We start from the raw sequence: 14582 nt of genomic DNA, 5'->3' as shown, positions 1-14582 counted from the left end.
AAACTATGGACCTAATTATCTTCAATAGTTATAGTATACTATAACTATTGATATTATTGTTGATTCATAATATCCGGTGCGGTAACTCACGCAAATCTAAAGCAAAATAAGTAGTTGTGTGAGTGTCTGTGTACCGAACAACACTATACCCAGCTGTATGGGATAGTATTTTTATCACGGTTTAGGAGGTTTGTTTATATGAGAAAAGTATTAATTGTAGTAATTTTATTTTTATCTTTATTTGGCAACATCATACAAGGATCCTCGGTAGAAGCTACCGGTAAGCAATTTAGGGATGTGCCAAACAATCACTCTAACAAGGAGGAAATCGATTATTTAGTAGGCCAGAATATAATTAGGGGGTATCCAGATGGGCGTTTTAAACCGGGTAATGCTGTCACCAATGGACAGGCCGCTATGATGGTAGCAAGGGCCTTAAAATTGAATTTTAATGGGCGACCAAATCCAAACTTCTCTGATGTATTTTCTACAACTAGCGGTTTTAAAGAAATTGCCGCGTTAGTTGATGAAGGAATTATTCCTAAAGCAGATAGATTCAATCCCGGATTACCGATTACACGGGAATCGATGGCGAGGATTTTAGTGAATGCTTTTAAACTAGATGGCGTAAATCACGTAAACTTTATAGATGTCCCTACTAGTTATTGGGCATATTCTTATATCACCAAATTGGCGGCCAATGACATTACAACGGGATACCTTGATGGTACATTTAGACCTAAAAATACTGTAACTAGGGGACATTTTGCAGCTTTTATGGCAAGGGCTTTAAATCCGGCATACCAACCTGCGAAAAGAGTTACACGTGGTGTAAGCTTCGATATGAATGTTGGGCAAGTAGAAAAAATTGAATCTGCAAGACTAGTAAATAAAGAGGTTGAAGGACATATTACCAAATTAACCTATGAGACCTTTAAGTACGGTTATTATGTTCACTTATACTATTATTTTGAATATGGGCAATTAAGTTTTATTGTATATGATTTCTTGCCATACATAATCTCCTACGATACATACTATGAAATGGAAGCATTACATAACGTAATTCATTGGGAAGCGGCAGAGGAATTTGGAGAAGATTATTTCTTCCACTCCAATAATTATTCAAAATTAATAACAAGCTGGGATAAAAACTATTATGTAACGTTACTTTCAGTTCACGATGATAACTTTTATACAACTGCGCAATTGTTATATGCCCCCAATCGATATCGGATGCAGCAATCGATTCCGGAAATTGAGCAATCCTTAGATGGTGTATCAGGTGCTATATCTGGGTCACTCACACAACTCAGACACTATTCTGATGAAAGTAATTGAGATGAAAGAAAAAAGTCCTTCAGCCGGGCAATCGGTTGAGGGACTTTTTCTGGTAAAGTCCGGTCATTACCCAAACAATTCAACTTAGACGTTACTACATCAGGTAGGAGAAAACACACGCTCAAAACAAGACAATCAGACTTAAACTAGGGCTATTAAACTAGTTGTATAAATGGTAAAATTTAATAGATATTCACATTTTTATAATTATTAGATTTGAAAGGAGGAGTGCGAATGGTTCAGTTACATAGTGATAGACACACGCTAAGAAAAAAAGCCAATCAATACTTGCTATTATCTATAATTTTTTGGACGCCTCCAATTCTTTACATGGTACTCTTTTTTCTACGCATTTTTCATTTTCAAAATGCCCTGCACCTTGCGCCAATGTTATTCGCCGGTGCCGGGATTATTTTTTGGCGAAAATATGCCATTCTCCGTGTAGGTCTACAGGGTGAAACTAAAGTTGCCAATGTTCTTGAAAAACTTCCGGCTGGCTATAAGTCGTATAACTCTGTCCGGATTGCTGCAGATGACGGTCAGGCAGAAATGGATTATATAATTGTCGGGCGTAATGGAGTCTTTGTCGTCGAAGTGAAAAACCATAACGGAACAATCGTAGGAAAGGGAGCGGACCGTGTTTGGATCCAACATAAAGTCGGAAGAAAAGGCGGACAGTATTCAAATGAAATGAGAAATCCAATGAAACAAGTCGGGCGGCAAGTATATTTCCTATCTAATTACTTAAAAGCAAATGACTTGGATGTTTGGATTGAAGGTATTGTTTTCTTCTCGAATGATCGGGTGAAAGTGAAAGTCGAAACTGAAAAAGGCCATGTATTTACAACTTCGGATGAATTATTAAACTTCATAACGACTTATGTCTCAAGGAATCAAATAAGAGACTCCGATTTAACCAAACTAAACAAATTATTAAAAATGCAATAATATAGATAAATGGAGTGTTAGAAATGAAATGGAAATTATTCATACTATGTTTTACCGCTATTTTGGCACTAACTGCTTGTTCAGATAGCAATGAGCCAAGTAAATCGGAAGAAGAAATTCGGAAAGAAATCGAAGAGGAAGTTAGAAAAGAGTTAGCTACCGAGGAAAACACTAAGGATCCGGACACGCCTGATTCTTCCGACGAAAGGGATGTGGCCGAACAACCTAACCTTTCTACTATTGAACCTTACGTAACCACTCATTTAATCTTTTCCGATTTTTCTCTTGCTGAACAAAGCGACGGTTATGATTTACAAATGCAAGTGGAAAATACAAACCCCGAATTCAGTATGTCATTCGGCTGGGCACCAGCTTCTACTGTAACCTTGGTAACGAGTGAAGGTGAATATGCAACATCGTTCCCATCGCATCCAATAGACGAAAAAAAGGTTGCGCCAGGTCAAATGAAAATCTACTTATTTAAGTTTCCTAATGCCACAGGACAACCGATTGAGTTGAAAATTGAAAATGTCCTATTGGTTGATCAACAAGATGGAAAATTACCGAAACCAGACAAAGGCGATGAGTTTACAATTCCTTTGCAAACGAAATAAGCTTTGGGTCCACAATCACTCATACAACTAAGACGCTATTCCGACAGCGATGATTGATACCAAAGGGCAAAGCGGTCAGCCCTTCAAAAAGTCTATCTGACATCCGGTGCCAGTCACTCATACAAATCAGGTACTATTCTGACAACAGCGAAGGATTAATACCAATGAAAAAGCCCTGCGATCGAAGGGCTTTTTTCTGTTTTGTACTGTTTGAAGATAAGGCGCATTTTGTTCTCAGTACTAGATCCTTACAATTTGTAACGCCCAAAGCGGTGTTATTTCTTTACAATCGCATTTATCAACTTGAGGCGTGGTAAAGGATTCCGATATACCTTTTTGTCTGATTGGTATTTTTGTGACCAAGCATGTAACAAAGTTCTTCCATGCTAAGACCAGCTTGATGTAGGTGGTTGGCTCTGCTTATTCTGAAACCACGAATGGAATCGAAATCCGGAATTAAATTGGGATGTTTAATTCTGGCTCTTTTTATATAAATACCAAGGTATCTACATAATTCTGCACATGAAATATTTAAAGCGCGATAGAAAAGCCTTTGATTATCCAATAAACCATTTGTTGTTATATGTTGCCGTATAAGTTTGGTAACTTGGTTTGATAAAGAAACCGTTCTAGTTGTATTTAATGATTTTAATTTAATGTGAGGATTACTTGATAAATCAATATCTTCTACTTTAACATGAATGATTTCATTCACTCTGGCCCCGGTTTCATATAGTAAGCTTAAAATCAAAAAGTGCTTCTTCTCAATAGGGACTGTAAGGTTTATTGTCTTTAGGACTGCCTCAATGGCTTCAATCGAATAGTAGTTATTTGTTTTACCAAATATCATTGCGCGCTCTCACTCCATACTCATATTTATTGTAAATAGCATGGGGGATATTTTAGATTCTTAAACATTTGGAGTTATGGTGACAGGTTCTAAAACAATTACTTGCCGGTCACAAGGCAATAGCATTGAGTCGTGGAATGGATAAGGAGAGGGCGAATTATTGTGAATGGATAACGTCGGTTGATATCTAAATCAATTAGATTACTAAAATCTCGTTATAAGATTTAGCGATTGTTTCGATAACCGAAAATACCCTCAATAGATTCCTTGATAAAGGGGCTGGATTCTTCAGTATGTTGCACGGTTGTCAGAATAGTGTCTGAGTTTTGTGGGTGACTGGCACCTTTAGCGATGATAAGATTGGTTTTTATTTTTTGAAATGGTATAATTTTCTTTAAACTATCTAGGAGGAAAAGTATGCCAGAAAGTTAGAGAATGATCATACAAATGCTAACGTTGAAATTTTGTAAGTGACTGTCACCGAATATTGCACTGAATATCGAGGGGGATGACGAATGAAAAAAGGATTCAAATCTATTCTTCTACTTATGCTAGCTGTCATGTTACTAGTACCTAGTTATGTACAAGCAACAGAAAGTGTAAGTGAAGAATACGAAATCGATTTCAATACATCTGAGAATAGCCTTAAGATTCAATCATACAAAAAAGGTCAACAAGAACTCAAGGAACAAATCAGTACGGATACTTTAGTAGTTAAATATAATAAAAGATTACCGAACTCTGTACACCAAAGAGCAGGTATGACTGTTGTAAAATCAATTCCATCACTTGGCTATGATGTTGTGAAACTTAATAAAGGACAAAAGATACAAACAGCGATTCGCTATTACGCGAATACAAACGACGTTGTGAGTGTCCAACCAAGTATGAAATATAAAAAACTTGGTGGTCAAGGGGATCCCAAGAAAAACAATATGTACCACCTTTCACTTTTAAATATTGACCAGGCGTTAGAACATGCTGGAAATCACCCAGTCACCGTTGCTGTGATTGATACGGGAATTGATCAAAATCATCCAGAACTAAAATCGCAAATTTTGCCGCCTTATAATGCTGCGAACCCGGCAGCTGGACAAGCATTAGACATTCACGGCACACATGTTGCCGGAATTATTGGAGCGGCGATGAATAACGGAATTGGCGGGCACGGCGTCAGTCCGAATGCAAAAATATTGCCAATTGACGTTTTTAACGGTGAGTGGGGGGCATCAGACTATGTGCTTGCGGAAGCAATCATGTACGCAATTGAGAAAGACGCGGATGTCATCAACATGAGCTTAGGTGGTTACTTTGAGTCGTCTATTTTTAAAGAGGCTGTTCAACAGGCAATTGACGCAGGCATTACTGTTGTCGCAGCTGCTGGTAACGAAGAAACAGATGAATATTCCATCCCAGCATCTTATGACGGGGTCATTAGTGTGGGAGCCATCGATAGAAATAAAAACCTAGCCTATTTTTCAAATTATGGTCCCTCCGTAAATCTTGTGGCACCGGGAGTGGATGTGTATAGCGCGATTTTTAATCCTTTGAAAGGCTCATCATTCATGGAAGCAAGTGGTACCTCAATGGCTTCTCCTGTCGTTGCTGGAGTTGTTGCTTTGATCAAATCAAAGTATCCTGACTTATTACCACATGAAATCCAAGCATTACTTGAGCATACGGCAACAGATTTAGGAGAAAAAGGCTATGACCATACATTTGGGCATGGACTCGTGAACCCAGTTGCAGCCTTAACCTATGATCTTGAAAAATTACCGCAACGTGCTGAGCAAATACCTGAAAACCAAATGCTGAAAAAAGCCGAGGTACTTCCAGACACAGGTAAACACGAAGCAACAGGGACGTTTACTAAACCGGGTGAAGTTCATTATTATCAAACACCTATTAAAAAAGGCGAGAAGCTACAAACCATCTTGTCCGGCTCTCAACTTTATGATTATCAATATGAGATCACGTATTTTCCGAAAAGAGGGAAGTCACATGAACCCATTTTAATAAATGATGCGAAAGCCGGCGGAATAGAAGGTTATTTATTTGAGGCGGAAGCAGATGGCACATTATTAATTAAAGTACGTGATGCGAATGGAAATTACAGTTTAAATGGTAGATCAGAATATACATTTACTGCAGAGAAGTTGTCTGAGTTGATTTTGGATGACTTATCCACTGACAATATGATTCCAATTAAACTACCTTATCAATCTTCCTTAGATAATGAGGGGCCATTCACATTGTTATCTGAAGAACAAGACGTTGCGGATTATGACTACTTTACTTTTTCTGTACAAGAAGAGCAGCTCGTATCAATTCATTTAGCCGCTTTACCAGGAGTGGATACTTCATTAGCTGTGTACGATGCAGAATCGTTTAACCAAGAGATTGACTTCGAAGAAGAAATTGATTTTGGTGTAGGTGGCGACTGGATTGCATTGGCAAGTAAAAATGGCATTGGTGGGGCAGAAAGACTTTTTTTTGAAGCATTACCAGGTATTGAATATGTGTTAGAAGTAGCGGGAGAGCCGCAATTTGGTGATTTTGACATTTGGGATTTTCTGTTAGGCTTCTTTGATGATGAGGAAGCAGAAATCGGAAGATCTAGTCTTCCTTATGAGTTAACCATTGAAAAAGTCATTTTACCACCTGATGAAGACGGCTTGCCAAACGATGATTTTCTAGGCGATTTTGATGAAGATTGGTTCTACGAAGAAGAGGAAGAAGGAGAAGATTCAAAGGAAGAAGAGGAAGAAGAGCGTATGTTTGAGGAGTTTGAAGTTGACAAACTACTAGAACACGCCGTTCCGTTTAAAGTTGGAGCCAAGCGACAAGGATACTTCCAATTCGAAGAGGATGAGGACTATTATCAATTCGAGCCAAATGAAGATGCGATTTATGAAGTAAATGTGGAGCAGGGAGAAAATCAATCTCCATATGTCACTGTCTATGAATATGACGAAGCCACACATGATCTACTTCCAGTCTTAGATTTATATAGCTTTTTTGATGAAAAAGCGGCCCTTAAAGGCGCAGTCGCTTTGCAAGCAAACAAAACTTATGTCCTACAGATTTTAAACTTTGAAGGGATTTCGATTGATCCGTATACATTCCTAGTAAAGCGGATTAAAGACGTTCCGGTTGCAAAATCTGACAATAAGAGTAAACCAAAGTTTGCTCAGGAAATGAAGCGCGGCGAAGTTTATGAAGATTATTTCATCTATGGTCATGAACAATATTACTATTATAAGAATGAAGATGCATCACAAATATTTACTGTCCATGCACTTCCAAAGAAACTAACGAATGAGAAACAATCCCAATTACCGGCTGCCTTAAATAATGAGTTAGTTGTTGGCATGGCAATTATTGAAGATACAAACGGAAATAAGAAAATTGATGAAGATGAGTATAATAAGTTTTTACAGTTTTATCCTAACACTTTAGATCCTTCTTTCGCGGTCAATGGTTCCTTTAAAGCGAAACAAGATGTTGGCTATTTTATCGTGTTAGTGAATTTTTCGGAAGGCTTATCCTTACAACAATTGAGCCTCCAATTGCACGATACGAACCGCGTGGATGAGGATCATGATTCAATCGTTAAAAATAATATTCCGTCTAAGCCACTTTCGCTTGAAGTAGAAAAAGACCAGCTAGTCGGAAAAGGTTATTTTAACACCGGCATTCCTTTTGGCGATAAAGATTATTATATATTCCAAGTCGAAAATAAAGGAAAAGCAACACTAACGCTAAAGGCTGGACCAGGTTTAGATGGGATTATGAAAGTGTACAATGAAAAAGGAGTGCTTGTAGGTAACTTTGATTATTACGGTGCTGGCGACGATGAAATAGGTACACTTACAGTCTCCGAAGGGAAATATTATGTTGAGGTGAGTGAAGCAGTCAACACTCCAAGCGTTACACCATACGATTTATCCATTTCAATAAAACCTGATCCAAGCTTTATAGATGTAAATAAAAACAACTCACATTATGAAGGGATTATGTATTGGACCCAAAAAGGTGTGATTAATGGCTATACAAAAGAGAATGGTTCAAAAGAATTTAAACCGGGACTTACAATTAGTCGTGCACACACAGCAGTACTTTTCACAAGGGCATTAAACCTCCCTGTGCCTAAAGATGTTCCAACAGTTCTTAACAACTTTACTGATGTGAATGCTAATCATGTATATGCAAATGAAATTGCAGCAACGTACCAAAGCAACATTTTTGTTGGTAATAATAAATTATTTAATGGGAACGATTCTCTGACTAGGGAACAAATGGCGACCATTCTTGTTAGAGCCTATGGTTTAGTAGATAATGGAAAGAAAGTTGCGGTGGATTTATCAAACGTTAGTCCATCACATAGAGAAAACGTGAAAATCTTAATACAACATGATATCACGACCGAAACGGTAGATTTCAGACCTAAAGACTATGTAACAAGAGGACAATTTTCAACGTTTCTTTATCGAACTGAACAAGCAAAAAAGAAATAATAATATCTAATGCCTGGCACCAGAAACCCCTTGATTAATGTAGGTCGAGGGGTTTTTGGTTTTTGTATTGTATCTTGTCTGTCTCTAGTTGTCTCTAGTGACAGTCACTCACACAACTCAGACACTATTCTGACAGTGAATGACTAATTTCTATAATGGGTTGGTTAGTAAAATAAAAAACACACATCCTATGTGAAAAAATCCACTCAAAATATATCAACAATCGTTTAAATGAACCCTGTTGTTGTAAATTAGTGAAAAACCAACCACGAATCAAAATCTCGTTAGCACCAAATTTTACCGGGAATGGGAATTAAAGAATTGTGGAATAACCGCTCTTGATAGTTCGAATCGTAGTTGGAAATTCAATCTGATAAGGAAATTATGAGACTATATAATAGAAGAAAAAGATTTAATAGATGAAAACATTTAACTGAAAAGGGAAATCTAATGTTTTGTTTTGGTGAAAAGAGGGAATAAAAAAATAGCATAAATGACGGATTACCAATGAGTGTTATAGGAGGAAAATAGCACCATTGATTTTTAATCTTTGTCATTCTATGATTAGTACATCTAGATAACTAGATATGAAAATAGTAATCTAGAAAAAGGTTTTTCTTTCTACGGATTCTGATTTTCCACTAGAAAAAGAAAAACGATGTACATATATTTAGGAGGAGTTTATTTAATGAGTAAGAAAAACATAAATACAAAAAAATTTTTAACAGGAGCAATTACTGCAACAATGGTAGCATCAGCAGTTGCTCCAGTTGCAGCGCTTGCAGCTGACGAAGCGACACCATCAAAGTTTACCGATATCGAGAATTATGCTCAGTCAACTCAAGATAAAATCAATGCACTAGTTGCTGCAGGTATTATCACAGGTACTTCAGAGACGACTTTCGAACCAGCTAAACATATTACACGCGGTCAAGTTGTTAAATTACTAGGTCGTTATTTAGTAGAAGCTGGTATTGCAGAAGCACCAGCTGACTGGGAAACAAATGAGCGTTTTTCTGATCTACCTGTTACATTCAGTGACAAAGATCTAGTGAAAAATGCTGCAATCGTTTTCGAAGCAGGTGTATTCCAAGGTAATAATGGCGTGTTGAATTCAGCGGGTGAAATCACACGTGAAAACATGGCGCTTGTTTTAGACCGTGCTGCAGAAGCAATTACAGGAGTAACATTAATTGAAGCGGCTGAAGGTCTAGAAAACAATGTAACAGACCTTGGTCTAGCAAAAGACGAAGCGAAAGAAGCAATCCAAGCACTTAACGCTTTGGAAATTTCTACAGTTGAAAAGTTCATGCCAAAAAACAGCGTTCAACGTGTTCACTTCGCAACATTCTTATCAAACGCGATTGAAGTGATTGAAGCAATCGAAGTGGGCGATGAAGTTGAAGTTGTATCGGTAAGTGCAATCGACGCTACTACATTAGAAGTAACTGTTACAGGTGACGCTTCAAATTTAACTGCAGAAGACTTCGAATTCAATAACGACCTAAAAGTACTTGATGTAGAAATTGTTGAAGCAGAAGTAAGTGCAGCAACTACAGAAAAAACTACAAAACTTCGCCTAACAACTTCTGAACAAGAAGAAGGCGTTACTTACAGTTTAGTAGCTTTAAAAGGTGAAAAACTTGAAACTACAGTAGAAGTTCAACCTGTAGAAGTTAAAGAACTTGTCGTGGCATCAGTAAGTGCAATTAACACTACTGTTGATGAGGCAGGAACTTTAGAATTTGCAATTAACGGTGAAGATAAAGCGGCAGATTTAGAAGCTTTAGAAGAAGCTGGATATTCAGTTGAATTTTTGGCGTCTAAAAATGTATTTACAGGTGGAAAAAACAAGTCTACTGACGGTGTAGTAGATGCAGTAGAAGGCACTACATTTGAGTATCAAGTAGTAATTACTAAAGGTGACGAGAAATATACATCAGAACGTCAAGCAGTAGAAGTGCAAGATTATGCTGCTACAGTTACTGCAATCACTAAAGTAGAAACTACTGTTAAATCTTTAGAAGTAGCTGATGGGAAATTAGCATTGGGTGATAGAGCTCAAATTACTGTAAAAGGTACGGTAAAAGGAAATAATAAAGAGCAAACATTACCAGCAACATATAAAGTAGACCGCCCAGCGGTGTTAACTGTAGATGCACAAGGTGAAGTAACACCTGCAGCGAAAGGAACTGCTACAGTTACAGTAACAGTTGGCGACAAAACTGAAACAGTAACATACACAGTAGGCGACGCACGTACAGTGGATGTATCCAAATCAACAATTAACCAATCGGCAATTGAAGTAGCAGCAGGTAAAACAGCTAAAGTAACAGTTGAATTAAAAGACCAGTATGGTTTAGCATTCAATGCTTCAGAAGTAACAGCTAAAAATGCTGAAGAAGTAACAGTACTTGCTAAAGCTGGCGAAGTAGCACAAGCTAAAGATAATGACGGCCAGGATATTGCTGGTAAATACGAAATCACATTAACAGCATCTGCAAAAGCGGAGACTGGTGACGTAGTAATTAAAGCAGATTCTACTGAAATCGGCAAAGTTAACGTAACAGTTAAAGAAGCTGGTGAAGTTGCATCATACAAACTAGAAGTTGTTACTAACACAGAATTCGATCTTAAAACGAATGCCGGTCAAGAAAACAAACCGCTTACACTTAAAGCATTCGATAAAGCTGGCTTAGAAGTTAAGGACCAGCCATTATTAGGTACGGGCTTTGAATTAGTTTCACAAGATAAAAATGTAGCTACAATCGTTAGCGATAATCAAGTTAAATTAGCAGCAACTGCTAAAGCTGGTGACAAGGTAACAGTTGTAGCAAACAAACTAACAGGAGCATTCAAAGATCAAGTAGCTGAAATTGAATTTACAGTAATAGATTCAACGCCAGTAATTACTGATGTGAAATTCACTTCTACACCTGCTATTACAGCCGCATCTAGCATCGACCTAGATAAAATCTTATCAGTTACAGCTGAAGGTTCAAAAGGCGAAGTTAAAGTTGCTTACACAGTAGCAGATAATGCAAACATCAATATTTTTGAAGCTAATGCTGATGGTGCAGCAACAGATGTTAAACTAGGTACAGTACAATTAACAAAATTACCAACTGGTTTAGGTGTGTCATTTGCTCAAGTACAAGATACTGCCAAAGCTACAGTTGATGTTGTATTAGTTCCACAAACTAATGGTGGCCAATCACCTCAGCTAGCACAAAACAAAGGTTCATTCAACATTGCAGTTATTGACAAAGATAATAACTTCAAAGGCGACACTACAATTGATGTGAATATTACAAGCATCACAGCTGCGGCAGAAAAATTAGCAAGTGTTAAAGCTTTTGGTTATGATGGCGAGGATGTAGTAGTCAAGAAAGATGAAGCAGACCTTGGAAACGTTGTACAAAAAGCTGTAACTCTTGATAAAGTAGCCAACTTCCTGAATGTTCAATACGGTGCAACATTAAACGTAGAAAACATCAAAGCTGAAAATGGTACAATTAAAATTACTGGACCATTATTATCTGCTGCTGATTTCAAAAAAATCAAAGGCGATAAAGCTGGTGCTTACCGTTTAACAATTGAAGATGTTGCGAAAATCGCAATCTCTGCTGACGGTACTGCAGTATTTGAAGCACTTCGTTAATTAGATTAGCTTTACTTTACTTTACTTGAAATATGCCTGTCACTCCACGATAAATGTCGATAGATTGATAGGTTAGAAGGAAAGTTCCGTGGAGAGGATTCTCTGCGGGGCTTTTTTTGTTGGAGCTGACCAAGATGGTAAAGCTCCTAAAAAAATGCAGTAGTTTTAGAAAAAACATCTCTCCATCAATTACAACTGACTTAACGATTAATGAAAATGATCAAGTTATAAGCTTTAATGAGGAAGTAATCGGAACAAAAGTGATTGCTTATTTCAATGATAAAAATAATAACTTCATAGTCCAAGTTAAATTTAAATGCCAGGTTCCGACACAATTTTGAGGTGTGTTGGAACCTGGCATATTTATTTGAATCTGCTGAAAAAGTTATAGCGTTTCCGTCTGGATTGGTTACATAACGGGATAACTCAACAGTTAGTTTGTCCCCTTTTATAAATGTTGAAAGATGTTTACTTTAGGTGAATGACGGGCCGTTTAGATATTGGAACTAGCTATGTATATAATGTTCGTTCTATAGAAAGAATTAGAAGAATGTGTGTCTGTTGAGGGGGTTTTTCTGTTTAAATACCTATATCGAAGACTAGAGAGAAGAGCGTTAATATACATAATAGAAATGGACTGATGAAATCTCATGAAGAAAAATAAAGCGATAAGTACTCTTATTGTACTATTATTATTTACCGCAATTATTTTTAGCGTTACAAAAATGATGCGTTCAGACAATCCCCACCCTTTGGAGAAAGATGATATAAAAGAAGCTATCGTGTTAAATAAAGAAAATTATGAGGGAAATCATATTTTACTCATATTAATGGAAGGAATTAATTTATTCAGCTATGGATATGATTTTCAATTAGAAAAACAAGAAAAAAAAGAGAAAATCAATGCCCGAGATGAGATCTTTGAATTCTCAATCCGCAAAAATGATGAACTGATTGGGAATTTAGAAATTGTAGTACGAGAAATCGACAACGAGGATAAATTTATTTTTTCTAGATTCGAAAGACGAACAACGAATGAGGCGACAATTCCATTAGAGATAATATTTGCTGATGAAAAGAAATATGAATTCTTCCAATTTGAAGAGGAAATTGAACAAGACCATGATCGTGTTTTTGGAATTGACCATACTTCTAATGTAAAAGGATTATATTCAATTGGCGATAAGTATGACATGTTTTTATCTCAAAATTATATCTCTAAAGAATTAACTACCATGTATGAAGACGGGAGAGTAAGTACATTACGTGAGTTAGTGAATGAAGACAAGAATTTGAAAATCGATGTCATAGACAATTATTTACTTTATGCACTTGAATTACGTACGACAGGAAAAGATCAAATAAGCGAGAATTGGTTTTTGTTAAGTAGTGAAAAATTGTTTAGCTCTGAAGAAGAGATGATGAAGTATAAGAAGCAAACCAATCATGACTTCATTTCGTCTAGAAAATGGTTGACGTCAGATGGACCCTATACAAAATTACCGTGGTCGATAGAGCCATCGACAAAGTTAGGTTATGGACGAAATTTAGTAGTTGTTCAAGGGATGCCATTTATTAAAAATTATCAGATACAAGCAGAACGCTTTTATTATGATATGATTGTGAATTCGGTTAACTACGTATGGGATTTTAAGAAAGACTCGGATTTGTGGGAGACTGAATACACAAGTACTTGGCTAAAAAATGACTATGGTATTATCGCCCCATATACAGATACACGACATAATGAAAATATCTCGCTATTTCTAAGTAGAGCAGGTTCTATTTTAGGAAATCAAGAACTAAAAGATAGCTACTTGTTGTATGCAGACTTCTTAGTTAATCAAGAAGAAGTTGGCAACGTTTTACAAACAGATAATGGCTATTATATTTTGGATTATTATTCAGAAGTGCAAACGAAGAAAACACATGTATCACTTAACCATGCGCTTGGGGAAATGAGTTATTTGTTTGATGTGTATCGAGAAACGAAAAATGATAAGTATTTGCAAGTCGCTTTAAAAATAAAGCAAGCTGTTGAAGATATAGGTGAGCAGTGGATTAATCCGAATAATGGGGATTTATGGTATCAAATTAATGGCGATTATACGTTTGAAGGAAAAGATTATGATACATTAACATTATATGATCTTGTAGTAAGCGTGGGGTATTATGAAGAGTTTCAATTACCATTCGGTGATGTGTATGAAAAGTTAATGAGTAGTAAAATTGACTTTATTATTGAAAGTGAAGTGGAAATTGAAAAACCATTGTATAACCAACTCATTGCATTAGGGTTCGAAGAAAAATTAAAAGGCTATGAGCATGTGATTGACTTTAGGGAGTAAATGACGTTTACGAATAATCCTAGTGAATTTATATTGAAATATTCAACCATCCTTTTTGCTTAGGTGAAAAGGATGGTTTTTGTGTTTGGTGTTCTTCCTTCACCACTTTCAGGGTATAGACGGCGAAGCAAGATAAAATTGGGGAAATGTAGCTGCATTGTTACTGGAACAGCAAAAGCTGAGTAGTGTTTGGTTTGAGCACAAAAAGACCGTCTATAATCCTATTTTATGGTTGTCATAAAGAGTACTATATCTCTTGAGGCTGTTTACTAGGTAACTGTAAGAATGGTAGAATAGTATATG

General features: G+C 36.7%; 7 protein-coding genes. 6 read left to right on the top strand and 1 reads right to left on the bottom strand.

The genetic code is table 11. The annotated features are described in order from the left end of the window. Positions 1 to 198: 198 nt before the first annotated feature. The 3 genes from BI350_RS15295 (at position 199) to BI350_RS15285 (ending at position 2903) form a co-directional block, all read left to right on the top strand. The gene (locus BI350_RS15295) at positions 199 to 1341 is read left to right on the top strand and encodes an S-layer homology domain-containing protein (protein WP_075528937.1); all 1143 of its coding nucleotides are present in this window, start codon (positions 199 to 201) and stop codon (positions 1339 to 1341) included. A gap of 234 nt (positions 1342 to 1575) precedes the next feature. Then, positions 1576 to 2289 (top strand): nuclease-related domain-containing protein, encoded by a 714-nt coding sequence (locus BI350_RS15290; RefSeq protein WP_075528936.1) that lies wholly within the window; start codon positions 1576 to 1578, stop codon positions 2287 to 2289. Between the two features lie 23 nt (positions 2290 to 2312). After that, the gene (locus BI350_RS15285; RefSeq protein WP_075528935.1) at positions 2313 to 2903 is read left to right on the top strand and encodes a hypothetical protein; all 591 of its coding nucleotides are present in this window, start codon (positions 2313 to 2315) and stop codon (positions 2901 to 2903) included. Between the two features lie 298 nt (positions 2904 to 3201). Here the strand turns inward: BI350_RS15285 and BI350_RS15280 are convergent, their stop codons facing one another. Continuing rightward, on the bottom strand, positions 3202 to 3753 hold the full coding sequence (locus tag BI350_RS15280; RefSeq protein WP_075528934.1) for a tyrosine-type recombinase/integrase: 552 nt from the start codon (positions 3751 to 3753) through the stop codon (positions 3202 to 3204). Positions 3754 to 4268: 515 nt separating this feature from the next. Between BI350_RS15280 and BI350_RS15275 the strand changes: the two genes are divergently transcribed. The 3 genes from BI350_RS15275 (at position 4269) to BI350_RS15260 (ending at position 14279) form a co-directional block, all read left to right on the top strand. Further along, complete coding sequence (locus BI350_RS15275) at positions 4269 to 8270, top strand: S8 family peptidase (protein WP_075528933.1); 4002 nt, start codon at positions 4269 to 4271, stop codon at positions 8268 to 8270. A 688-nt stretch (positions 8271 to 8958) separates the two neighbouring features. Further along, complete coding sequence (locus BI350_RS15270) at positions 8959 to 11931, top strand: S-layer homology domain-containing protein (protein ID WP_075528932.1); 2973 nt, start codon at positions 8959 to 8961, stop codon at positions 11929 to 11931. Positions 11932 to 12581: 650 nt separating this feature from the next. After that, complete coding sequence (locus BI350_RS15260) at positions 12582 to 14279, top strand: hypothetical protein (protein WP_075528930.1); 1698 nt, start codon at positions 12582 to 12584, stop codon at positions 14277 to 14279. The last annotated feature ends 303 nt before the right edge of the window (positions 14280 to 14582 follow it).

The organism is Sporosarcina ureilytica, assembly GCF_001753205.1.
Taxonomy (GTDB): Bacteria; Bacillota; Bacilli; order Bacillales_A; family Planococcaceae; genus Sporosarcina; species Sporosarcina ureilytica.
The sequence above is the reverse complement of the archived record's forward strand: the minus strand, read 5'-3'. Positions and strand labels throughout refer to the sequence as shown.